17 protein-coding genes and 1 riboswitch are annotated in these 24,539 nt (G+C 64.4%); of the genes, 6 read left to right on the forward strand and 11 right to left on the reverse strand.

Going from position 1 to position 24,539, the window contains the following annotated elements; genetic code table 11:
- Window positions 1–782: 782 nt before the first annotated feature.
- A complete protein-coding gene (gene rpoD / locus FQ746_RS21845; protein WP_144111730.1) occupies window positions 783–2,780 on the forward strand; it encodes an RNA polymerase sigma factor RpoD in 1,998 nt (665 codons plus the stop codon).
- Between the two features lie 94 nt (window positions 2,781–2,874).
- Here the strand turns inward: rpoD and FQ746_RS21850 are convergent, their stop codons facing one another.
- Window positions 2,875–3,159, reverse strand: coding sequence for a hypothetical protein (locus FQ746_RS21850; protein WP_144111731.1), 285 nt, complete (start codon window positions 3,157–3,159; stop codon window positions 2,875–2,877).
- Window positions 3,160–3,484: 325 nt separating this feature from the next.
- On the opposite strand from FQ746_RS21850, the gene FQ746_RS21855 reads away from it, so the two are divergent.
- Entirely contained in the window at window positions 3,485–3,853 is a 369-nt protein-coding gene (locus FQ746_RS21855; protein ID WP_144111732.1) for a PRC-barrel domain-containing protein, read from the forward strand.
- An 89-nt stretch (window positions 3,854–3,942) separates the two neighbouring features.
- Here FQ746_RS21855 and FQ746_RS21860 read toward each other — a convergent pair whose 3' ends face one another.
- From FQ746_RS21860 to FQ746_RS21890, 7 genes are all read right to left on the reverse strand, one after another.
- On the reverse strand, window positions 3,943–4,818 hold the full coding sequence (locus FQ746_RS21860) for a manganese catalase family protein (protein ID WP_144111733.1): 876 nt from the start codon (window positions 4,816–4,818) through the stop codon (window positions 3,943–3,945).
- 449 nt (window positions 4,819–5,267) lie between these two features.
- Entirely contained in the window at window positions 5,268–6,071 is an 804-nt protein-coding gene (locus FQ746_RS21865) for a DUF2135 domain-containing protein (RefSeq protein WP_144111734.1), read from the reverse strand.
- Between the two features lie 50 nt (window positions 6,072–6,121).
- Window positions 6,122–7,957, reverse strand: coding sequence for a DUF2300 domain-containing protein (locus FQ746_RS21870; protein ID WP_260854128.1), 1,836 nt, complete (start codon window positions 7,955–7,957; stop codon window positions 6,122–6,124).
- 11 nt (window positions 7,958–7,968) lie between these two features.
- Window positions 7,969–12,831, reverse strand: a complete 4,863-nt coding sequence (locus tag FQ746_RS21875) for an alpha-2-macroglobulin family protein (protein WP_186310803.1) — start codon at window positions 12,829–12,831, stop codon at window positions 7,969–7,971.
- Window positions 12,828–13,595 (reverse strand): DUF1175 domain-containing protein, encoded by a 768-nt coding sequence (locus FQ746_RS21880; RefSeq protein ID WP_409932417.1) that lies wholly within the window; start codon window positions 13,593–13,595, stop codon window positions 12,828–12,830. Before FQ746_RS21880 ends, FQ746_RS21875 begins: the two co-directional genes overlap by 4 nt.
- Window positions 13,596–13,646: 51 nt before the next feature.
- On the reverse strand, window positions 13,647–15,539 hold the full coding sequence (locus tag FQ746_RS21885) for a DUF2138 domain-containing protein (RefSeq protein WP_144111735.1): 1,893 nt from the start codon (window positions 15,537–15,539) through the stop codon (window positions 13,647–13,649).
- 285 nt (window positions 15,540–15,824) lie between these two features.
- Complete coding sequence (locus FQ746_RS21890; protein ID WP_144111736.1) at window positions 15,825–17,324, reverse strand: aldehyde dehydrogenase family protein; 1,500 nt, start codon at window positions 17,322–17,324, stop codon at window positions 15,825–15,827.
- A gap of 399 nt (window positions 17,325–17,723) precedes the next feature.
- Between FQ746_RS21890 and FQ746_RS21895 the strand changes: the two genes are divergently transcribed.
- Window positions 17,724–18,092 (forward strand): response regulator, encoded by a 369-nt coding sequence (locus FQ746_RS21895; protein ID WP_144111737.1) that lies wholly within the window; start codon window positions 17,724–17,726, stop codon window positions 18,090–18,092.
- Window positions 18,093–18,521: 429 nt separating this feature from the next.
- Window positions 18,522–20,474, forward strand: coding sequence for an FUSC family protein (locus tag FQ746_RS21900; RefSeq protein WP_144111738.1), 1,953 nt, complete (start codon window positions 18,522–18,524; stop codon window positions 20,472–20,474).
- A 113-nt stretch (window positions 20,475–20,587) separates the two neighbouring features.
- On the opposite strand, the gene FQ746_RS21905 is transcribed toward FQ746_RS21900, so the two are convergent.
- Both FQ746_RS21905 and FQ746_RS21910 read right to left on the reverse strand, forming a co-directional pair.
- Window positions 20,588–21,331 carry a CbtA family protein gene (locus FQ746_RS21905; protein WP_144111739.1) on the reverse strand — a complete coding sequence of 248 codons (744 nt, stop codon included), beginning with the start codon at window positions 21,329–21,331 and terminating at the stop codon, window positions 20,588–20,590.
- A gap of 11 nt (window positions 21,332–21,342) precedes the next feature.
- Window positions 21,343–21,564: a CbtB-domain containing protein gene (locus FQ746_RS21910; RefSeq protein WP_144111740.1), complete on the reverse strand. Its 222-nt coding sequence runs from the start codon at window positions 21,562–21,564 to the stop codon at window positions 21,343–21,345.
- Window positions 21,565–21,612: 48 nt separating this feature from the next.
- Window positions 21,613–21,768: riboswitch (cobalamin riboswitch) on the reverse strand.
- A 40-nt stretch (window positions 21,769–21,808) separates the two neighbouring features.
- Between FQ746_RS21910 and FQ746_RS21915 the strand changes: the two genes are divergently transcribed.
- Complete coding sequence (locus tag FQ746_RS21915) at window positions 21,809–22,396, forward strand: histidine phosphatase family protein (RefSeq protein WP_144111741.1); 588 nt, start codon at window positions 21,809–21,811, stop codon at window positions 22,394–22,396.
- 32 nt (window positions 22,397–22,428) lie between these two features.
- Here FQ746_RS21915 and FQ746_RS21920 read toward each other — a convergent pair whose 3' ends face one another.
- Window positions 22,429–22,869 (reverse strand): hypothetical protein, encoded by a 441-nt coding sequence (locus tag FQ746_RS21920; RefSeq protein WP_144111742.1) that lies wholly within the window; start codon window positions 22,867–22,869, stop codon window positions 22,429–22,431.
- Window positions 22,870–23,020: 151 nt separating this feature from the next.
- Between FQ746_RS21920 and FQ746_RS21925 the strand changes: the two genes are divergently transcribed.
- The gene (locus FQ746_RS21925; RefSeq protein ID WP_144111743.1) at window positions 23,021–24,538 is read left to right on the forward strand and encodes an ATPase domain-containing protein; all 1,518 of its coding nucleotides are present in this window, start codon (window positions 23,021–23,023) and stop codon (window positions 24,536–24,538) included.
- The last annotated feature ends 1 nt before the right edge of the window (window position 24,539 follow it).

Below are 24,539 nucleotides of genomic sequence, written 5' to 3' on the forward strand. Positions count from 1 at the left end.
ACTGTTTTTCGGTCTCTTTCGAAACCGGTCGCTCACTCAACGTACTGACGAATCGTTCAACCATCTTGCGACGATCAAACCTTCCTTTCATTACTGTGTGAGACTTGATACTTTCGCTTTACCCGACAGACCCCGAAGAGCCCGCCGGCGCATCGCGCATCAAGCGCCCACACTTATCGGCTGTTAATTTTTAAAGATCGATTACGCACTCACTACCCGAACCGCACCGGCTAACTTCACCGCTACCGCCCCGTTCTGCGTCGCTGCATCTGCAGCAGAGAAACGAGATTATGGAGAACGATCCGCAGGTCGTCAACCCCTCTCTGCGAATTTCCTTTTGAGCAAGCGCCGATCGGCGCCAGAAACATGCGCCCCCTATATATAGGCACTACCGAAAAAGTGATCGCGTCGCGTGTGCGAAAGGCCAGCTTGATCTATAGTGACAGCTTGTCCTCAGCGGGAGCATACTATCGCCTCGCCAAGCTGGACATCGAGCCATACATACAACCACCGCATAACTGGCGGGCTGCGACCGAGCCCGTGACACGATTGCACGACGATTTGCATGCTCACAATGCGCGCGAAGGCGCAAGCTCGTATATAATGCGAGCCGCGCGAATTTCGCACATTTCTATCGGCCCGCTTCGCGCGGGCTCATCTTTTTTGCTCCCCAGAGCACAGCCAATTAACCGCGTTGAGTCACTCAGGTGATGTTGAGCCCTGCTCGAAACGCCTGACGGTCGCGTCTTGCGTCTCATAGCGAAGCCTCTAGAGGAGAATACGTGAACCCTTTTGATCGCGAAGATTCGCAACACGAAACCGCCAGCTACACCGCCAAAGCTCCGTCCGGCCGTACGCCGAAGGGCAAGGGCGCTGGCAAAGCGATCCCCGTGGCAGCCGAGTTGCCGCCGCAGCAGGCCGAAGAGCGGCAGCGCCAGATGCGCGCGCTCATCCAGTTGGGCAAGGAGCAAGGCTACCTGACCCATGCACAGATCAACGACCATTTGCCCGATAACTTCGCGCAAACGGCCGCGATCGACAGCATCGTCAGCGCGTTCAACGACATGGGCGTGCAGGTCTACGAGCAGGCGCCGGACGCCGAAACGCTGCTTCTTAACTCGAACGCTCCGGCCGTCGTGTCGGACGATCAGGCGGACGAAGAAACCGAAGTCGCGCTGTCCACCGTCGACTCCGAGTTCGGCCGCACGACCGACCCCGTGCGTATGTACATGCGCGAAATGGGCGCCACCGAGCTGCTCACGCGCGCAGGCGAAATCGCCATCGCCAAGCGTATCGAAGACGGTCTGCACGAAATGGTGCAAGCCATCGCCGCCTGCCCGCTCGCGATCTCCGCGATTCTGGCGAGCGCTCAGCAGGTCGTAGACGGCGAGTTGCGCATCGACGAACTGGTCGACGGCCTGAACGAAGAAACCGTTGCCGCCGAAGAAGACACCACCACCGTGGAAGCCGCAGCCGAAGTCGACACCGACAGCTCGGACGACGACGACAGCGACAGCGACGACGACCTCGGCCCGGCCGACTCCTCGGCTGCCGACGAAGCCCGTCTGAAGCAGCTCACCAGCGACTGCCTCGAAATCTTCGCGCAGGTCGGCATGCTGTCCGACCAGATGAACGCCTCGCACACGCGCGGCGACGTCAGCTCGAAGGCCTACCAGCGTGCTCGCGAAGAAATCCAGCAGCATCTCGCGAAAATCCGCTTCACGGCGCGCACCATCGACCGCCTGTGCGGCGATGTGCAGCACCAGGTCGCGCAGGTCCGCGCGATCGAGCGCAACATTCTGCAAATCGTCGTCTCGAAGAGCGGCATGCCGCGCGAGAAGTTCGTCGAGTCGTTCAAGGGTCACGAAGCCGACCTGGGCTGGACCGAACGCGCCGCCAAGGGCAACACGTCGTACGGCGCGGCGCTCGAACGCCACCTGCCGGCCATCCAGTCGGAACAGCAGAAGCTCATCGAAATCGAAGCGACCGTTTCGCTGCCGCTCAAGCATCTGAAAGAGATCAACCGTCAGATGGTGGCGGCCGAGTCGAAGATGCGCAAAGCCAAGAGCGAAATGATCGAGGCCAATCTGCGTCTCGTCATCTCGATCGCGAAGAAGTACGTGAACCGCGGCATGCTGTTCCTCGACCTGATCCAGGAAGGCAACATCGGCCTGATGAAGGCGGTGGACAAGTTCGAATACCGTCGCGGCTGGAAATTCTCCACGTATGCAACTTGGTGGGTTCGCCAGGCTGTCACGCGTTCGCTCGCCGATCAGGCGCGCACGATTCGCGTGCCGGTTCACATGATCGAAACGATCAACAAGCTGAACCGCATCTCGCGTGAAATCCTGCAGCAGACCGGTCAGGAAGCGCATCCGTCGGTGCTGGCCGAGCGCATGGAACTGTCGGAAGAGAAGGTGCGCGGCATCCTGAAGATCGCCAAGCAACCGGTGTCGATGGAAACGCCGGTCGGCGACGACGGCGACGCGACGCTGGGCGACATGATCGAAGACTCGGCCGCATCCTCGCCGGCCGATGCCGCGATGCAGGCCGACTTGCGCGCCGCCATCGACGACGCACTCGACTCGCTGTCTCCGCGTGAAGCCAAGGTGCTGCGTATGCGCTACGGCATCAACACGAAGTCGGATCACACGCTCGAAGAAGTGGGCAAGCAGTTCGACGTGACGCGTGAACGTATCCGTCAGATCGAAAGCAAGGCCATGCGCAAGCTGATGCATCCGAGCCGTGCCGATCGTCTGAAGTCGTTCCTCGATCGTTAAGCCGTACAGCCGCGATACCTGGCGTCACGCCAGGCTCGCGGCCCCCGCGCTTGCCGTGCCCGAACCAACCGCACGGCAAGCGCGACTCCTCGCCTTAAGCAAGCAGCGAAACAATCCCCCCCAGCGTTACGCCTTCCGTCAGCCAATGCCCGGCGGTATAGAGCGCGCTATGAGCCAACGAGCTCACATCGCTCACCAGATTGTCGAACTCGCTGCTGCCCGACTGAGCGGCCGAAGCCCCCGCCGATGAAATACTCACAGCCGAAGCGGACTGGCTGCTCGTACTGCTCGTCGAGCTCGAGGTGCTGGTCGACGAGCCACCGGTAATCGCATCCTCCACTCCCGTCAGTATCGATGACAACGTGCTTTCGATTTGCATGGCAATTTCCCTTTTGTTGATTCAAGGTGTTTCTCGCCGCTCGCCGCCACGCGATCCGGATGATGCAGATGCGCCCATAAGAATCGGTAAGCGGACGCACGGCGAGTGCAAGGCGTATCGACTTTCCGATAACAAAACTTAAGTGTGGGTAAGGGAGCGTAAGCGTGCGGGTCGAAACGGGGCCACGTAAATTTCGCCGGTAACGCTCCCCGCATTTGCCGGTTCGAAGGATGGCATTCGTTCAAGCCGGAACATGCAAACCGCTGGGAGCCCACAGGCATAGTCGTTGCGCGCGTTCATGGGGTCTTCTCATGAGGAGCACGCCATGACCGCTTCCGACCCGTCGCACCCCGCCTCCGCGCAGCCGCGAGGCGCCAGCATCGTCGGTTTGGGAACCGGCGACGGCCCGGGCCCCGACGTGATGGCGGCGTCGTCACTGAAGGGCAGCAAAGTGATGTCGTCGAATGGCGAGCCGGTCGGCAAAATCGCCGCCATCATGCTCGATATGCGTAACGGCACGATTGCCTATGCGATCGTATCGAGCGGAGGATTTCTCGGCATTGCCGAGACGGAACGCACCATTGCGTGGAGTGAATTGACGCTCGACACGGACGACAGGTGCTTCGTCCTCGACGCGGCTGTCAAGTCGATCGGACAGGCGCGATTAGCCGCCGGGGACGATCCGCCGGCCTGAGCGCAATCGTCAGAACCACAAACAAAAAAAACGCGCGCCGCCACGCCTGCAACCTATACAGACGTGACGGCGCGCGTTCCTTTACCTCGTCAAACCACGGCTTGCCCTGCTCCCAGATCCGCGCCGGTCGTCGGATCGCTCGTCACGTCCGATGCCGTGCGCGAAGCCATTGCCTGCAGCACTTCGACCTGCTGGCTCGACACGTTGACGGTCGCGGTTCCATCGCCGCCGTCCACGGCGGGCTGCGGCGCTTCGTCGAATTCCCACTCCGGGCCTTCGTTCCACGGGCCGCGCGGCGCGCCGTCCGATTTCGACATCTTGTAGTAGACGTGCGTGAACTCCGGCTTGCCGGGCAGCTTGCCCTGCGGGAAGTTCGGCTGGATCGAATGCAGCGCCTTCTCGAACGACAGTTGATGCGCAATTTCCCGCGTCATCAGAAAGCCCAGCGTGTCCTTGATACCGGCGTCATCGGTGACGTTCATCAGGCGTTCGTAGACGATCTTCGCTCGTGCCTCGGCGGCAATATTCGAGCGCAGATCCGCAGTCGGTTCGCCGATCGTATCGATATACGCCGCACTCCACGGCACACCGGCCGAATTGGTCAACGCCGGGCCGCCGCCATACAGCAACGCGGTCGTGTGCGAATCGTTGCCGCCGCCCGTGAGCGAGCGGTACAACTCGGCTTCCGATTCCGCCGCCTCGGCCAGCTCGCCTTTTGCGCCCTTGTTCAGCATGGCGACGATCGACCCGATGATCTCCAGGTGGCTTAGCTCTTCGGTTGCGATGTCGAACAGCAGATCCTTGCGGCCCGGATCGTCTTCACCGACGGCCTGCGTAAAGTAACGACAGGCGGCCGCCAGTTCGCCCTGCGGGCCGCCGAACTGTTCGAGCAGCAGATTGGCGAGACCCGGATTCGGCGCGGCGACGCGGACGGTGTATTGCAAACGCTTGTTGTGAATGAACATGGTATTTCCCTGAAGATAACGATCAGTTGAGCCAGGGGACACAGGCAGGCGGACCGAACGGCGGATGCACGAAGGGCATCGCACGGGTTGGTTGGCGGACACTGTGGTGGGGTGGCTTGCCGGATGGCTTATGCCGGACGGCAACATGGCCGATGGCCATGCCGCACCCGCAATACGGGCGTCCGGATCTCAGAGCGGGGCTCTGGCTTGGGCGGGGCATCGAGCCACGCGAATGGAAAGAGAGTCGACACTTTCCTTCAGCATGGGGTGTGCCCGCCGCGTCCGGCATGCGGAATCCGGCCGTGCAGGTTGTCCACAGAAATTGTTCAGAAGCCTGTGGATATCCTGCGCAAGAGTGTCGCAAGTCGTTGAGCGCGCACGCATTAGCGGCGCTGACCGCGCAGCGTCTGAACGGTGGATCGTCAGGGTTTCGACATCGGGGGCCGACGTCAGGGCATCACGAAAGTCTTCACCAGAGTCAGTTCGCCGGCCTTGCGCATCGGCACCCGAATCGTTTCGCTTTTTTCATCCGGCGTGTTCTCGTTCGTGATGATCGTGACCTGTGCGACGGTCATATCCGCACCGCTATTACCGCTGCCGTAGTAATTTACGTAGACCAGATACGTCCCCTTCAACGGCGCCGCCGACGAGTAAATCTCCGGCCCATAGCCCGTCGTCACGTCGACATCGAGCGCGCCGCCGTTCGGCGCGACACGCTCGCCGTACCACGTATGCGCGCCATCCGGCGAGACGACGTGCAAATCGAGATCGGTGCCGTCGGTATCCCACGCGAGCAGCACGCGCAGTTTGGGCTGGGTCTTGCCGCTATACGCGTCGTAGAACTGCACGCGCTTGCGGCTGCCGTCGGGCGCGCGCAATTCCACGCCGTTACTGCCCGAAGGAAACGCGTAGGGCCGCGAGAACTTGCCGTCTTCCTCGACACGTTGCGGCAACGGCGTTCCGTCGACCACCAGCGTGCCGACCGTCGTCCCCTTCTTCTTCGGCGCGTTGCGAATCTGCCCTTCGATCAGCGCGAACTTCGACTGGCCTTCCGGCGTCGACACAGTCACCGCCGGATAGTGCACGTCCTGCGTATAGCGTTCGCTGTCGCCGCTGGTGTTGCGCCAGCCGTTCAGAGGCGCGCCGAAATCAATATCGCTGGCGTGCGCGAGCGGCGCCATCGTCGCCGCGCACGCCGCCAGCACGAGCATCGCCGCGCCGATTTTTCCGAACCCCGCCGTCTTCGCTTTCATCGTCACTACTCCGTGCTGCTTGTCAGAAACGCCGCTGATCCGGCGCGTTTTCATTCGATCGGCTCATCCGTGCGCACCAGCGTGCGGGCCGTCCGTTCGACGAACCCTTCGTCGAGACCGCGCGGATGATGCTGGAACGCGAGATGAACATACTCGTGCGCCAACGCAATCCGGTCTTCTTCGCTCTGCAACCGGTACACGTACACGCGATTACGCTGCGCATCCGCGTAGGGCCGTCCTTCACGGACCTCGCAGACGGCCGGCAGGTCGGGCGTCTCGTAGCCCGCTGCGCCATCCATACGCCGCGCCCACGAGGCCGCATTGCGTCGCAACCACGCTTCGCCGCCTGCCACCGCGATGCAATCGCCCGACAGCGGACTCTCGAACGACGTCAAGGTCGCCTGCGGCCAGGTGCGCGCGAGAATCGCGTCGAAGCTCAAGCCGTTTTGCGCGGCGGCTTTTGCGGCGAGCCAGCTCATCTGTCCCGGTGCGGCCTTGTCATGGTGGTACTGCACCGGCACGTCGATCAGCACCAGCGCATCGGTCAGATCAGCGGCGCGGCGCGCGGCAACGTCCGGCGTGCGTGGCAGGACGCGCTGCGTGCTGCTGCTGTCGTCGATACGCAGGCAACCGTGATCGTGACGACCGTGTTGCACGACGTACGTGCGCGCCGCTACCGCCAGCGCTTTGGCGGCTTCCGGCCTTTCTGTATCGCCTTCGCGCTCGACCACGCGCGCCACGTAATCGTTCATGCCGAAGCGCCCCACCACCCGCGGCGCGCCCGCCGCATCGCGATCGAGCCGCAACTCGCCGTGGCTCGTCAGACGCGCCCAGTTCCCGTTGACGAACCCGACCCGATACTCGCCATGCAGCGGACCCTCTGCCGCAGTTGCCGGTCCGCTGCCGGCGAGCACCTGATGGACCGGATAGCGGCTGAAAAAATCGACCAGTACGCAGGCGCTGTCATCCGGCACGCTCACCAGCGCGAGCAGCGGCGCGATACGCGGCGCGGCGCTCGCGAGAACGCGCGCGCTGCCGCCGGGACCGCCGAGCCACACCGGCGTGCCGTCGGCGAGCCAGCCCGCAGCGCCGCCCATCGACGCGCCGGGCCGCGCCGGGTCCGGCATCGTCCAGGTCTTCGCGCGCAACAGACTGCCGTAACGCGCGACGGTGCCTTCGCCACGACCGCTCGTGAGCACCGATACCAGCGTGCTCGCCGCCGCTTCGCGCGGCCGTGCGGGCATCGATTGCAACGCGGCCAGCAGGTCGCTCACGCGCACGCGCTGTGCCGGTGTCAGTGCCCGCAGATCGCGCAGCCACGCCGGCGCGTGCGAGGCACGCCAGTACGCGCGCCAGTCGGCTGGATCGAGATGCAGACGCGCGGGGTCGAAAAACAGCCCGCACGATTTCACCAGCGCATGTTCGCGATCGACGTGACCGCCGGTCATGCAGCAATACACCTCGTCGGGATCGCTGCCGTTGCACACGTAGTCGGCCGCGGCGATGCGGCGGTCGACGAGGTAGCCGTACACGAACAGCTTCCAGACGCTGCCGAGCGGCGTCTCCAGATTGGCCGGCAAGGGCTTCGCCGCATCGCGCGACAGCGGCTCGCCGGTGTTGCCGCCGGTGTCCGCATCGACGTCCCAGAACTGCGGCTGTCCGTCGCGAAGCCACGCGAAGCGCAAGCGCTGTCCCGATGAAGGATGCACGGGCGCAGCCAGCGGCACGACAGTTGTCGATAAAGAACCGCCTGGCGCAACCGCCTGCGCATTGCCGACACCCGCCAGCGCGAGCCACCCCGCCAGGCAAGCCGACCCCGCCAGGCGCCCGCCCCGCAGCAACCCGCTGCACAGCCAACCCCTCACGCGCCGACGAGGACCGGACATAGCGCTCTCGCCTACTGAATCCGCAGCGTCGTCATGCGATCGCTCTTACCGCCTTCGAACGCCTTCGCCTCCGGCTGATACATGCGGAAGTAGCGGGCCGGCGGCAACGCGAACGTACCGGGCAACGCGAAGCGCACCAGTTGCCGGTAAGTCGCGCGCCGATCGAGCAACGGCACCGGCTGGTGATAGGCGAGTTCGCCCATCTCGTACGATGCGGCCCGCGCGAACGGTTGCGGCCCGCTGCTGCCCTCCTTCGCGCCTGGCAGACCGTCGATCGACACGCCCCAACTGGTCGCCTCGACATCGCCGCCCGGCGGCAGCGGCACGTCGAGCAAACCGTAGTGGTAGGCATTGCCCGAGCGCGGCGTCAGCGTGACTTCGTCGACATACAGCGCATTGCTGTCGATCGCGTCGCCGGATTTGACGAGCCGGGCCGTGAACGACGCACGGCCGGTCTGACTCCCGTCCGCCGCATCCTTCTTCGAATCGGTCTTCACCGTCAGCGGTTCGAGCTTGTACAAATGCCGCTCGAGCGTGATGTTCAGACGGCTGTCCTCGCTCGTATGACTGCGGAACGAGACCAGCGCGCCGACGTCGGTGCGCGCGGCGCCCGCATCCAGCGAAACCGGCAGCGCGGCGCCCGTCCATGTCCACGATGCGGCACCGGTCGGCGTCGTGCTGCGCGTCCAGCCCGCGCCTTGCAACGAAGGCAACGAGGGCAGCGCGTCCGGCGCGGCATCGCCGCCGAGCGCCTTGCGCAGCCACAGCAGCGTCAAGGCGCGATCGATCGTCGGATACGCCGCGCTGCTTTTCGCGAGCCAGGCGGCGGCGTCGGGTGTCGCCGCGCCGTCGCCCGTCAGGAACAGCAGGCTTTGCACGAGCGGCGTCGAATCGCCGGCGAGCGCCGTGCGTGCCGCACTCGCCGCCGCGTCGAAACCGTCCGGCAACTGCGCGTTCGTGCCGCGCGCAAGCTGCGCGACCAGCAGCGTCGCCATCCGCTTGCCGCGCGGCGAATCGGCTTGCGCGAAGACAATGCTGTCCGACGCGTTGCCGGCGGCAACGCCGGGCGCGCGAGCGGGTGCCGAGGCGGCTTTGGTCGCGGTCGCGCCCGAGGTCGCCGCGGATGCGGCTCCCGCCGTAGCTTTAGCATCCGCTGCCGTTCCCGACGTTGCCCCCGCTGCCGCAGCATCGCTCTGCAAGTCGGCTGCCACGCCCGCAACCGGCGTCGCCACCGGCAACCCCATCTGCTGCATCAGCCACAGCGCGAGCGCACGGTTCAGCAGCGGCTCCTTCGCGCCGGCATCGCGATACACGTCCATCGCGTGTTGCCAGTTGTCGGCGGGCAGGCTGATGCCCAGGCTGCGGCTTGCCAGCCAGTCCGCGTAATAGGCGTAGGCCGTGATCAACGCACTGCCGCCGGTGGTGTCGCCCCACCAGCCGAACGTGCCGCCGACACCTGCCAGCATCGCCAGCCGTTGCCGCTGGTTGCGCAACAAGGTGTCGAGCCCCGGGCCGCCGACGTTGGCATTGGGGTTGGCGTCGGCACCGTGACCGAGCGCGTCGTGCGCAAGCGCGAGCGGAATCAGCCGGCTCGCGGTCTGCTCGGCGCAACCGTACGGATAGGCGATCAGATCGTCGGCGACCCGCGCGAACTGGCTCGCCGCACTGCCGACGAAGCGCACGCCGACGTCCTGCGCATCCGCCGGCAATCCGAGCGGATGATTTGCCCCGTCGAGCGCGACGAGGTTCTGATGCAGATCGAGCCAGCCGTCCGCTTCCAGATGAATGACCGTCTGCAACCGGTCGACGTCGTGCCCCGCGCGCTGCAAGCTCGCGTCGATCACGCCGGCCTTCAGCGCGCCGCCCGGCAGCCGCAGATAATTCGCGCCGCGCCTGAGCGTGACCTTCTGGTTCAGCGCGAGACCGCCGCCGTTCACCACCCAGTTGGCGTCGATATCCGCGTCGGTCTGATTGAACGCGATCATGTCGATGGCCGGCTGGTCGTCCGCCCGGAAATGCGCCGGCCCGCTCCATTTCAGGTACAAGGCCTTGTCGGAGCGCACATACGCCGTGCGCTGACCGACCATGCCGTCCGGCGCCGCCGCGCGCACGGTGATGCGCCAGCGCGCCAGCGAATCCGGCATTCTGAAGCTCATGGTGGCGTGACCGTTCGCGTCGGTTTTCAGCGTGCCTTGCCACGCGGCCGTGTCCTGCTCGTCGCGGCGCGGGCGTTCGAGCACCTTCACGCCGCGCTCGTTGTAGTTCGCGCGTTGCGGGCCGCCGGGCGCGCCCTTCATCGGCGAGCGCGCAAGGTCGTACGTGATGAACGACAGGCTCGACGAAGTCCGCACGTTATTGCGGCGCGGGTGATAGAAAAAGTCGACGATGTTCGGCGCGATTTCCGGTTGCAGCACGTAGACCATTTCATCGACCACGCTGACCGTCAGATTCGCGGCTTCCGGCTTGCCGTTCAGCGCACTGTCGAAATTCAGCGTGACCGTATCGCCCGGACCGTATACCGGTTTATCGCTCTTCACGTTCAGTTCGATCTGCGGCTGCGCGACCACGATGCCCGCGTTCTGGAACACGTATTCGCCCGCATGCACGTACAGCACGGAGAACGTCATGCTCGGCGCGAAGCCGTCGCCCACCTTGATGCGCGCTTTCCATTGCGACGGCGCCACCCGTTGCAATTGCAACCAGTCGCCGCCCGCCGTCAGCAACGCGCGGTGTTCGACGTTGTCGCGCTCGAGCGTCAGCAAGGCATCGTCGACCGGTAGCGGGAACGTGATCAACGCCTCGGCGGTGTCGCCGATGTTGTAGCGCGCGCGATCGAACACAATCTCCACGCTGCCTGGAATCGCCTTCAAACCGTCGCCCGCCACCCAGTGACTGGTCGCCGCCAGCAGATTGCCGCTGTCGTCCTTCACCGAGACCGTGTATGACCCCGGTTGATCGAACTGCAGCGGAAACGAGAGCTTGCCGTTCTGCGTTTGCGCGGGCTTGAATTCACCCTCGGCGTGAGTCTGCGATTCGAGGCGGGTCCACTGCCACTTCGCCGGCGCATGCGCGCCCGGCTGTAGCGCACCGAGCGCCTGCAGATCGAACTGAACCGGCTCCTTCGGTTGCGAGAACGAGCGCGCCGTATTCAACCGGTACGGCGTCGCGCCGCGCGCGATCAGCACTTCACGCGTGACGCGCACCTTGTAGGCCGCGCCGTCCTGCGCGAACAAAGTGAGCGCGTAACGGCTCGGTTCGGTTGCGGCCGGCAGCGTGAGGCTCGCGTTGCCGTCGCTATCGGTGGTCAGTTCCTGCTGCTCGAGCTTGACCGGGAAGAGTCCCGCATAACGCAATTCGCCATCGACGATCGTGACTTTCTGCGCGCGCAGCGTCACCGATATCTTGCTGTCGCGCACCGGCTTGCCGTCCGGATAGCGCAGTTGAATCTTGCCCTTCAGCGGCTCGCCGGTCGCGTAGTCGGTTTTATCCATCGACAGATCGACGTCGAAATGCGGCTTTACGTACTCGGCGACGCGAAACGCGCTGCCATACGCGTCGCCGTTGTAGTCGAAGCGCAGCGTGTAGCCGCCCGCGGTCGCATCGGCGGGTAACGTGAACGCGGCTTCGGCGCCGCTCGCGGCGGTGAAATGCGCGGTGCTGGACGCCACCGGCGCGCCGTTCGGATCGAGCACGTCGAGTTTGATGTCGGCGTCGGCGGGCGCGCTCGATTGCGTCGCGTTCTGGAACGTGCGGCCGATGAACTTGACGTGCACCGCATCGCCCGGCCGGTACATCGGGCGGTCGGTGACCGCGTAGATCTTCGTGTTGTAGATCTCGCTGTCGTAATAGAAATTCTCCGACACGAACACGCCGCCTTGCGGATCGACGCCGAGCACGTAGCTGCGTTCGGGGCTGACGTGTTGCAGCACGAGCGCGCCGTCCTCGCCCGTGCTGCCGCTTTGCAGTACGCCGACGCCGTCGGTCCAGTTCACGTCCGTATGCGCGACCGGCTTGCCGTCGTCGCGCCGCGCGGTCCACACGAGCATGCCGCTCGAGGCCGCCTTCACGACTGCGACCGTGTCCGACACGAACAGCAGCGTATGCGCGCGATAGTTGCCGATCACCGCTTCGACGATATACAGCCCGGGCGGCAGCTTGCCGAGCGGAATCATCACGTTGCCGGACGCGGCGTCGATGAAGTTGCTGCTGCTGCCTTCGAGGTTCACGCCCTTGGGCGGCTGAATGGCTTTCGCGTCCCAGATCGGATAGCGGAACCGCGCGACCACGTCGTAGCCCTTGAGCGGCGCGAATTGCGAACGCGCGTCGAACTGGGTCGGCTTGCCGGTCTGGTCGCCGAGCTTGAACTCAGGCGCCGCCTCGGTCGCCTTGCTGCGCGTCGCGAACGACAGCACGCGCTGCCACGCACGGCGCGCCTGCGTGAACCAGCGGTCCCACAAATAGGCGAGCGTGTTGGCGAGTCCTTCGCCCTGATAATTCGGCGCGACGTTCAGACGATGCAGATTCTTTTGCGCTTTTAGAAAGTCCAGCGGCTTCGGCACGCGATACACGACGATGTCCGCGCCGCCGTAGCCCTGCAACGCGTCCTTGAAATCGCGACCCGGCGCCTCCAGGCGGACCTGCGCGGTCTGGCCGCTGCCGAAGCTCGCGTCCGATAGCAGGAAGAACGGCTGGCCGTCGACTTTCTGCGACGCAAAGTTGCTCGGCGGCGCATCCTGCAAGGTCGGGTTGGCGGCGATGTTCGCATCGGCGCCGCTCGCGGCGGTGTCGTCGGCGAAGGCGGCCGATGGGACGCCCAGTCCGAAGCACAGTGACAGGATCAGCGCGAGCGCCGCAACGGAGTTCATTCGGTTCATGTCAGAAAGTCCAAACGAAATACGCCGACGAAATTCGGATTGCCATCGAGCGGCTGCCAGCGGGAGTCTTTCCATTGCATCAGGTCGGAAACGGCGACCGCGCGCAGACCGGTATCGGTCGGCGTCACGGTGCCGGTGTGATAAGCGATGTAGCGGTCGAGCCAGATCATCAGATGCTGGTCGTCGCCCTGATCGAAGAACAGCAGGTCGCCGGGCAGCGCCTGGTTGACGTCTTTCGACACGAAGCGGCTGTTGCGCTGGATCAGCGCGATTGCCGACGCGTAGGCGCCGGTCGAGCCGTCGAGCCGGTTCCAGCGATTGGCGAGCGTGCGTTGCGCGTCCGACAGTTGCAGTTCGGGTGGCAGGCTCGCGGTATCCGCGAGACCGGTCATGCCGTTCGCGCGCAGCCATTTGCCGTCGTGCGGCCGCAAGGTCTCGTTAACCGCGAAGCGCACGAGGCCCGCACAGTCGCGCTGGGTCCAGCGCGGCGTCGGACCGCGGCGCATCTGTTGATCGACGATCCGCACGAACCACGCGCGAAACGCGGCGGATTGTTGCGTGGAGAGCGCGTCGGCGGGGGGTAAGGTGGTGGCCATGGCGGCGCTCAGCGCGCGGGCGTTTCGCGCGTAGGGCAAGAGCGCTGCGGTTGCGATCAGGCAGGCCGTGTAGGTGAGCCATGCGCGGCGGGGCGCGAGCGTTGTGGGCGTGGGCGTGCAAGCAGCATCGCGAACGCAATGGGTGGCGCACGTCGGTTCGCGATTCACACGATTCACGTGGCCCGCGCAACCCGGATCGGCGACGAACGGCCGGCGCACTCAGTCGCCCTCGGTGCCGGGTTGATCCGCCGGGGTGCCGTTCAGACTGCCGGCGGACACGCTGTCTGCATCGGCTGCATTCGCGCTCGCACTCGCATCGCCGCTCGCACCCGTACCCGCACTCGCGCGATCGGACCACCACGTGACCGGCACCCAACCCGCCGACACCGGCAAAGTCTGCGGCAAGCTCAGCGACACCGGCGGATACTTCGCGAGCGCCCGTAATTTCGGCACGAGATGCGTACGCGACGCGTTGCGGAATACCGCTTCCTGATCCGGCGGCAACGCGGCCCCGGCTTCGCGTTCGATCAGTTGTGCTGCGGACGACGGCGTCAGCGTCAGCACCGTGCGCGGGAGACGCTGCGGTGCGAGCGTATCGGCGAGTGCGGGGTAGCGCTTCGCGAGCACGGCGAGCGTGTCGTCCACCAGACGCGCATCCGGAGAAAAGATCAGATAGCCATGCGCGAGCGCCAATGTCACGGGGAAGTAGCGCGGTGCCGACAGTTGCGCGGCAAAGGGCGCGTTGCTAGCCGATGCCGTGCCCGACGTGGCACTGACCGGACGCTGCCACACGGTGATGTCGGCGCCCTGTTCCTTCGTGGTGACCGGCAGGCGGCGGTAGCCGGCCGTATCGCCGGTTGCCGCGCCTTTGTCCGCGCCTTTGTCCGCGCCTTTGTCCGCTTTGTCCGCTTTGGCCTCGTAAGCGCCGATCACGTCGCCGAAGGTTTGCCCGAGCGCCGTCTTCAACGCCGCCACGCTCTGCGCGTCCTGGCTCTTCAGACGCGCGACGAACACCGGCGCGACCAGCGTCGACTTCGCATACCAGCAGACCGCCGCCGGCCCCGCGAGCCGGTCGCCGATGGCGGCGGCATTGTCCGCGCCGCCGCCCGCCACCTTCGCCAACAAAGCGGACGCCGCTTTCCAGTCCGCCGGCACGCTCGTGCACGCAGCGGGACTGGCCGGCAACACGTGCCACAGGTCCGCGCTGTTCCATTCCTGCGGCAACTTCGCCGGGTCGATCAGCGCGGCCGTTTGCCAACTCGCCGCCGCATTGCCGTTCGGCGCGAAGTCGAAACGCAACGCGTCGATGCCGGAGAAAAACGCCTGATAGCCGAAGGAAAGATAATTCGCCGACACCACTACCCGATGACCCTTCGGCGAATCGTTCGCGGGATTCGCACCCTCCGCCGCATCGAGCCGATACGCGCGCAGCGCATCGTCGCGACCCGAGCCGAGCATGGCCGAGACCGCGTCGCCCCGCTCGCCGAGCACGGCGCCCTTTTCGTCGAGCAGGACGCCCGGCGCGGACATCACCACGAGCCGCTCGTCTTTCGCTGCGAACAGCAAGGTGCGGCCGACCGCGAGTTTTAGCGCATAAACCGGCACGTTGCCGGAGAGGGTTGCGACCTGGCTCAATTGCGCGTCGCTCGCGGCCAGGTTGCCGAGCCCTTGCAGAAGCTTCGCGAGTCCGTTGCGGTGAATCGACATCAGCCAATAGCCGAGGCGGCCGTCCGGCGAGCGCCACAACAGGACATGCGCGGGCTCGTCGAACACTCGGCGCATGAGTTCGTCGCGCCAGTCGAGTTGATGTTCGAAGGCGAGGCGGCGCAGCGCGCCTTCGGCGGAGAGGCGCGTGCTGTCCGATTCGTAGTAGTCGACGAAGTCCTGCGTGAGCACGTCGTGCAATAGCGGGACGCGCAGAATATCGCGCGGCAAACGCGAAAGCGCTTCGCTGTCGACGATTGCGTCGGGATGCTGGATATCGAGAACGAGTGCGCCGCCGGGCGCCGCCTTGCGATGCGCAAAAGGCCGCCATACCGTTTGAACGACCACGCCTGCCACGATCAGAATTCCGATCGCCACGAATGCAATCTTTCTACGCGACATCTTCATCTGATTTTTTCTGGTTTCGATGTGACGGTATCAAGTCCACGCCAGTGGATTAATCCATTGGCGTCTTTCGTCGAGCGAAGCGATCATAACCGATAATCCCCGCAATCCAGCCATCGATTTAACAGTCAGTCACCTTTTAGCCGTTCGGCCAAATCGATTCGAATGCGCTTAATGCGTAGGGCAATATGGGTTGACGAAATCGCCAAGATTAAGCGGCATAAAAAAACCGGCTGCGTGTTTTACGCAACCGGGTTTATCGGGCGGGTATTGAGTTGCGAGCCGGGGTCATTCGATATTGAAATCGATGCCTTGTGCCAGCGGTAGCGCCGACGAATAGTTGACCGTGTTGGTCGCGCGGCGCATATACGCTTTCCAGGCGTCCGAGCCCGATTCGCGGCCGCCGCCGGTTTCCTTCTCGCCGCCGAAGGCGCCGCCGATCTCCGCGCCGCTCGGCCCGATGTTCACGTTGGCGATTCCGCAGTCACTGCCCGCGCTGGACAGAAAACGTTCCGCTTCGCGCAGGTCGGTCGTGAACACGCACGACGACAAACCATGCAGCGCGGCATTATTTGCTTCGAGCGCCTCGTCGAAGTTTGTATAGCGCAACACGTAAAGAATTGGCGCGAAGGTTTCCGTGAGAACGACCGGCGACTGCGACGGCATTTCGACGATCGCTGGACGCACGTAGTAGCCGTTTTCATATCCCTTCACGTCGATGCGCTCGCCCCCGAAGACTGTGCCGCCCTCGGACGCGGCGCGTTGCAGCGCTTCCTGCATGCGCGTAAAGGCCGACTCGTCGATCAGCGGTCCCATCAACGTGCGCGGTTCGAGCGGATTGCCGACCGGCACCTTGGTATAAAGCTGCTTTAGCCGCTCGATGGTTTTGTTGTAGACGCTGTCGTGCACCAACAGACGGCGCAGCGACGTGCACCGCTGACCCGCCGTGCCGACCGCCGAGAACAGGATGCCGCGCATTGCCAGTTCGTGATCGGCGGAAGGCGTGACGATGCCCGCATTGTTGCCGCCCAGTTCGAGCAGCGAGCGGCCGAAGCGCCTGGCCACTTCCACGCCGACCGTGCGACCCATCGCCGTGCTGCCGGTGGCGCTGACGATCGATGCCCGTGGATCGGCCACCAGTTGCGCTCCCACCTCGCGGCCGCCGTTGAGCAACGCGGTCAGACCGGCCGGCGCGTCGCCGAACTCGTCGAGCGCGTCCTTCAGAATCTGGCTGACCGCCAGCGCGGTGAGCGGCGTCTTTTCCGACGGCTTCCAGATAACCGCGTTGCCGCATACCAGGGCCAGCGCAGCATTCCACGACCACACTGCGGCGGGGAAATTGAACGCCGAGATGACGACGCACGTCCCCATCGGATGCCAATTCTCGGCCATGCGATGCCCCGGCCGCTCCGACGCGATGGTCAACCCGTACAACTGTCGCGACAGACCGACCGCGAAATCGCAGATGTCGATCATCTCCTGCACTTCGCCCAAACCTTCCTGCAGGATTTTTCCGGTTTCCAGCGTGATGAGGCGGCCGAGGGCGTGCTTCTTGTCACGCAACCGGTTGCCGAGGAGCCGGACCAGCTCACCTCGACGCGGTGCGGGGACGTTGCGCCAGAGTGTGTAGGCCCGGGCGGCATCGGCGAGGGCGGCGTCGACTTCCACTGCAGTGTGGCTGGCCACGCGACCGATCAGCGCACCCGTAATCGGCGAATGAACTGGCATGTCGCCGGCCTGAGCCGCGTGCTCGATGCCAAGTTCGGCGAGGATGGAGGAAGCGTCCATGAGATTCCTTTAATTTCCGATACGAAACAGAGTCAGGCGGGCAAACTATACAGGGGGCTTTTGAGAGCGGCAAGGATACAAAGCGGTTCGGCGTCCTAGCTCTATCGCATGGAAACGTAAATCCTGAAATCCGTTTCTGATTGGAAACCTCCTTGTCTGCGTGGCGAAGAGCGCGGAAAAATGCGCCCGTTACCGGTAAGTGTTGAACCGCTTACCGCGCGGATCGACTTCCCACCTCGGTTGAGACCGGACGTAGCGCCAAATCAAACAGGCACGAGGATTGCTTAACAGAGCGGCTCGACAGGATTCAAGTACCGCGGCCCCCCGCCAGCGCGCCTGTCACCGACAGCGCGTCGATCCGGCCGCGCTGTCTCAAACAATAAATCAGGCATAAGCATCATGAGTCGCGTTTTACTGGTCGACGACCAACCCGAAGCATTGTCCGCGCTGCGCGCCGTACTGGTCGGCCGAGGTTATACGGTTTCAACGGCTGCCGATGGCGCCGAAGCATTCGAACGTTTGCAACGTACGCGCGTCAGCGCCGTGGTATGCGACTGGCGCATGCCCAATATGAACGGCGCCGAGCTGATCGAATCCATGCAGGCGCGCAGCGAACTCGCTTCCGTGCCGGTCATTCTGACGAGCGGCAGCGGCGACGTGCCCACGTTGCCGGTGAAGGGTTTTCTCCGCAAACCGTTCGCCCTCGACAAGCTTTTGTCGCTGCTGGCCGAGTGCGAAGGCGGCAATACTGCTCCGGCAGCCTGCTGAATTTCAGCTTCAAACCCGCATCGCATCCTTTGACCAATCCGGTTCATCCGGCTTCGGTCCGCCCCTTGCCCGGCGTGGCTCTGCACAGAAGCAGGGCATACGTGCGGGCGCTGCTGCGCGGTCGTGAGGCACGGCGGGCCTGCTTCACGGCGCCTGCGCCCGCCTCGTCCTCCGCACCCGTGAAAAATCCGCGATCGTAATTTTGAACCGGTATCATCCGGGAAAACCCGAACCCGCCGTTTGCGTCGCGCCACCCTTTGCGGCGCTCACGGCATGCCGGTTCGCGTGTTATCGCCCGTCGAATGGGGCTGTTGGCTGGTGATCCCGGCTAAACACCCGGTTCGGCACTACGAAGGTAGTGGGCCCTGCGCCCGCTCTGTCGCACCCGGTCAAAAGCCGGCGGCGGCTATTTAGCCTGGATCGTCGATCATGATTACTGCCGCGTTCTCGCGCCTCTCCGACCGCCTGCTCGTCGCGGACCCGGGCCTCACCCGACTACACATCGCGCTGCGTGTGGCGCTTGCCTGTCTGCTGACCGGCACGGTCAGCATCGCGTGGACCGTGGCTCACCATCTACCAATCACTCTGACTGCACCCGGCGTTCTGTTTGCCATGGTGGCGCCGCTGTTCGTGCGCGATGCACGCCGCCCGGCCTGGTTCGGGAGTCTGTTCATTCTTTATGTTTGCGGCAGCGCGCTCTTTGCAGTCGCCGGCGTGTTGAGCCGTTATCCGCTGGCCGGCGATGCCGGCTTTCTGATCGTGATGTTCGTCGGCATGCTTTGCCAGGCTTGCGGTCCGCGCGCGCTCGGTTGCGCATTGCTCGGCGTGGTGTGCTTCTATCTGGGCCTGTATCTCCATCCGACGTCGCTGCACATCGCGCAATCGCTGCTGTTGTCGGTGTTCGGTCCGCTGATGGTCACGCTGGTCGGCCGCGTCATCGTCCCGATGCGCGCTGCCGCGCGTTTCAGGCTCGCGGTGCATACGGTGACGCTGCGCGCGTCGCGCGTGCTTCATGCGCCGGGCGCCGCCCATCTGTCGGCGTTGAATGAAGCCGCGCTGGCTCTCGAAGAACAACTCGCTTTGCTGACGTCGGCACATGCGGGGACGATTCGCGAACGGATCGTCGAAGTGGAAGTGGCCGCTGGACAGCATGCGTTTGCTTCTGCTTCGCCTGCAGACGGGCGCAAGCATTCGAGCGCCGATGTGCTGCGTCACGCGATCGTGCGTCTTTCCGCGCTCGCGCATCGCGCACACACTGCCCAAGCGCAGGCAGACATATCGGGCCGAGCTGCGGCTGGCGCATCTGTTGGTACGGCCGCCCAATCCCTCGCGCAACGTTTCGCCGAGTGGCGCACCCGCCTCTGCTGGTTGCCCGCGGCGCGCGCCACGACCGCTGCCTTGCTGGCGATGCTGATTGGTCATTCTCTTTCGCCGGAACGCTGGTTCTGGGCCGTCATCACGACCTTCGTCGTGTTCCTCGGCACGCGTTCCCGCGCGGACACGATTTATCGCGGTGCGCAGCGAGTTGCCGGGACGCTGGCGGGCGCGCTCGTCAGCATTCTGCTGGTTGCGCCGTTGCACGATTCACCCGTGTTGCTGGTCGCGGCGATGGTGCTCTGCGTGTTCGGCTGGGCTTACTACATCCTGAATGCGTACGCGTTCGGGGTGTTTTTCATTACGGTGCTGGTCGGGCTCGTGTACGGCGAGTTGGGTTTCGCGATGGGTCCGCTGGTGGAGATGCGCATCGAAGAAGTGCTCGTAGGCTGCCTCGTGTCGTTTGCGGTTGCGATTCTGATGATGCCGCTCGCGGCGACCCGTCATGTGGAAACGCGGTTGAGTGCGGTGCTCGGCGCGTTGCGCGATGTCGTGCGGCTTGCAGCCGATTCCGCGCGGGCCGATGGTACTGCACGAGCTTCGCAGAACGCGCTTGCGATGCGCAAGCTGGACCGCAGCTGGCACGATCTGCGAATCGCGTTGCGGCCGTTGCAGACGCAACGAGTCGTCGTGTGGAATCCGGATGTGGAACTGGCCACCGGTTCGCTGTTGTGCTGCCTGCACTGGGCGCGCGTGTTGAGCGATCCGGCGCAGCGTGAGGCGCAGGGCGAAGTCGCGTTGAATGCGGCGGAAGTGGGCGCGGCGCGGCTGGAGTCGATCGTCGAGAAACTGGATTCGTTGATCGCGCGTTACGCCGGCGGTGCCGGTGTGCGTGTCGAGACGAACAACCGGAATGTGGGGACGCAGGGTTCGGGAGTCGATGCGGAGTTGACGCCGGCACTTGCGCAACTGGATGGCGCTGTTGCGCAGTTGTTCGACAGGCTGACCCAGCCTGCAGATGGGGCGCGACGGGTTTTCAACTGGGCGCTTAGAGGGCGGAGTGCTTGAGGGAAAACTTATCCCCACATTTTGTTCAGAAGCCTGTGGATAACCGTCCCGGAATCACCCCAAGCCCTTGATACGCAATGCATCTCCGGCATTGCGCATCCTCAGCGCTCCGGTCAGGCCGTCCTCCCCGCAACCTTTCCGACCGCGCGCCCCATCAACCCGCTGCGCTCGACCACGCCGCCGAATAGCAGCCCAATCGTGCTCCACATGATCACCTGCATCCCGATAGCCGCGGTCCGGAATTTCCAAAGCAACACCGCGGGAAAAGCGGCAGGCACCTCGTTGATCACCGGCATCGAAAGCTGCACGGCCGCGATGATCACGACGAACACCACCGCCGCGACAATCGACCCATTCCACGCGCCGAGCCGAAGCGCCGCACGCCGCCGCACCTTCAACGAAAACACCATCGCAACCAGCGAAATCGCGATCATCAGAAAGAACAGTCCGGTGCGCATGCCAATCGTTTCAGGGTCGCCGACCGAAGGTGGATTGGCCGGATATTTGATGTTCGGCACGATCACCAGCGAAATAAAAGCGCCGAGCGCGAGCCACGCAGACAACGCCCGCACGCTCAACGAACCTACGCGCCCATACGCATAAGCAAACACCAGCGAGAACAATCCGCCGAACGCGGCGCCATACGTCACCACGCCGGTCAGCAAACCGAGCCCGGCCTGCGTATGACGGCTGACCAGTTCCGGCTCGGGCGGCTCGCCCTTCGCGGCATCGGCCGCTGCTTCGAATGAAATCGCCTGATCGACTTGCGGCTCGCCTACGACGCGAGCGAAACCGAACGTGAGAAGTCCCGCGGCGATGCCGGCGAGCATCCCGCGTACCAACAACTTACCAACCATGGTCGACTCCGTTAGTGGCAGGGGAAGCCGAGCAGATGACGGCCATCGTGCACGAACTCATGCACGTACATGCCGGGCACGATCGAAGTAGCGCCCTCTTCCGCGCCGACGAAGTACAGCGCCAGCAGGAACAGCAGGCCGCCGAACACGACCCAGGGCAGCAACTCGCGCAGCGGAATCGGCGTGGGTCGAGCAACGGGTTGAGCGGCCGAATCGAAAACAGCGTGACTCATGATGAACATCTCCTGGGGGTGACGCGCCCCAATAGCAGAATGGCAGATTGCCAGGGAAGTGTACGAAGCTCAGGTCTGGCTTTCGATAACCGACCAGGACAGGACGATACCGATTACAGTGGCGCGACCGCGCCGGGCTTTCACCGGCTTCCGTGCTTCGCAGGGCGCCATTCTACGCGCTAAACTCCGTGCCTTTGCTACGCGCAGACTCGACTTCACCTTGGCTTCCATGGGAACGAACGGAATGGACATCAGGCTGCTGTTGATCAGTCACGCATCGACGGCCGCGATGCGCGCGGGCCGCTTCCCCGCCGACGATCCGCTCGACGCGCGCGGACTCGCCGAAGCCGACGCAGCGCGTGCACGCCTATTGCTCGCAGACGATGCAACCGTCCGGGTCAGCCCGGCGCGTTGCGCCATCGACACCGCCGCGGCACTCGGGCTGATCGCGACGATCGACTCGAATCTCGCGGATATCGACTACGGCACATGGCAAGGCCGCCGTCTCGCCGACCTCGCCAACGAAGCGCCCGAAGCGCTGACGGCGTGGGCAAGCGATCCGCAAGCCGCCGCACATGGCGGCGAGTCGTTCAGCCAGGCAATCAAACGAGTTGGCGGATGGCTCGACACGCTAGCCAGCCAACAACCTCTTCCCCCGTCGCAGCACAAGCTAAAAGAAGTCATCGCCGTCACGCATGCAGCCGTGATTCGCGCGGCGCTCGTTCACGTGCTCGGCGCCGCGCCCGAGATCTTCCCGCGAATCGATATCGCACCGCTCTCGATGGTGGAGTTGCGCAACACGCGACGCGGCTGGGTCTGGCGTCCCGCGTAAATCCGCGGGGGTTCAACGCGACTCACCGCACCTCACTGCCCCGACACTGCCAGCCGTAACTGGCTCGACCCCGCCGGGGTCAGCGTAATGGCTGTGCGCTTACCGCGATCGCCGACATAAAAATGCTGACGCCCCGGCGAATTCTGGTCGTGCGTCGCCTCCGGCAGGCACGCCGCGATATCCGCGGCGACCGCTTGCAGCGCGGCGGCATTCGAGCCGGCGTCGTGATGCGGCGTCCACGTGCATTGATAGCTGCCGTGCGCGGCCGCACACCGAGCGTCGTCGCCGTACGGTTGCGCGACGCCCTGCCCGTCTTCCGGCGTCAGCGAAGACAAGCCGCCGGGCCCGGCGGCCACGATATGTTTCAGTGCGGCACACGGGCTTGCCGCATCGTCGGCATGCGCCGCGCCCGGAAGTCCAGCCGCGAGGCAAGCGGCGCTCAGGCTCACCGCAAGGAATCGGATTGTCGTCATGTCGGGCACTCCCTGTCAGATCGTGTCGGCTCGCCGGGGCACGCCAGCACGCCTTGTGCCCATTCCCCTGACAAACCCCGGCATACATTTTGCGTCCCCGCTAGGCCGGTTGAATCTTCCGCCACTAAACCAAAGAAGCACACGCCACGCTATGTCAGACCAACCAGCTGCCGGCACGCCGGCTCGCCTGTCTTCGGGGATCGAAGGAATCGACGATGTCCTGGGAGGCGGTTTAACCCCTCACCGCATGTACCTGGTCGAGGGGGCGCCCGGCACGGGTAAAACTACCCTCGCCTTGCAATTTTTACTCAAGGGCGTCGAGCTGGGGCAGGTGGGGCTGTACATCACCCTTTCCGAAACACGCTCCGAACTGATCGCCGTGGCGCATAGCCACGGCTGGGATCTCGGTTCGTTCACGATCCTCGAACTGCTGTCGGACGAAGGGCTCGACCCGCAGTACGAGCAGACCGTGCTGCACCCCGCCGAGGTCGAACTGGGCGAGACCGTGCGCAACGTGATCGAACAGGTCGACCAGTTGAAGCCCGCGCGCATCGTGCTCGACAGTCTGTCCGAGTTGCGGCTGCTGTCGCAGAACCCGTTGCGCTACCGGCGTCAGATCCTCGCACTCAAGCGCTACTTCGCGACCCGCAACTGCACGGTGCTGCTGCTCGACGACAATTCGTCGGACCCGGGCGACATCCAGTTGCACAGCATCGCGCATGGCGTGATCAGCCTCGACAACATCGTGCACGACTACGGCGGCAACCGCCGCCGCCTGCACATCGCGAAGATGCGCGGCATCAAGTTTCGCGAGGGCTACCACGATTTCACGCTCGATACCGGCGGCATCAACGTCTATCCGCGCCTCGTGGCGGCCGAACACCACACCGAATTCAACACCACCGTCGCCAGCACCGGCACGGCCGGCCTGGACGCGCTGCTCGGCGGCGGCCTGATCCCCGGCACCAATGCCTTGATGATCGGTCCGTCGGGCGTCGGCAAGACCACCACGTTGGTGTCGTGCCTGATCGCCGCGCTCGAACGCGGCGAGCGCTGCGTCTACTACGTGTTCGACGAAACCCTCACCACGTTGATGATCCGATGCTCGACGCTCGGCATGCATCTCGCGCCACACGTCGACAGCGGTCTGCTGACACTGCGTCAGATCGATCCAGCCGAAATTTCGCCCGGCGAATTCGCGAGCGACGTGCGCCGCTCGGTCGAGAAAAACGGTGTCCGGTATGTCGCCATCGACAGTCTGAACGCGTACCTGCAAGCCATGCCGGGCGAGCGCTATCTGCTGCTGCAGATGCACGAACTGCTCGGCTATCTGAACCAGCAGGGCGTCATCACGATGCTGGTGCTGGGTCAGCACGGCATCATCGGCGAAGTGCAGACGGACATCGACATCAGCTACCTGAGCGACGTGGTCGTGCTGTACCGCTACTTCGAGCACCATGGCGAAGTGCTGACCGCGGTGACCGCCGTAAAAAGCCGCGCGAACGCTCACGAACGCTCGATCCGTCAGTTCCGGCTGGGAATGGGCGGCGTCGAGGTGGGCGAAGCGCTGCGCGACTTCGAAGGCGTGCTCTCGGGCCTGCCATCCTATCGCGGCAACACGGCCCTGCTCGGCAGCGCCGAACGCGTCATCGACACGTCCAGGCAGTAAC

The organism is Paraburkholderia sp. BCC1886 (assembly GCF_900996245.1).
In the GTDB taxonomy this organism is placed as follows: domain Bacteria; phylum Pseudomonadota; class Gammaproteobacteria; order Burkholderiales; family Burkholderiaceae; genus Paraburkholderia.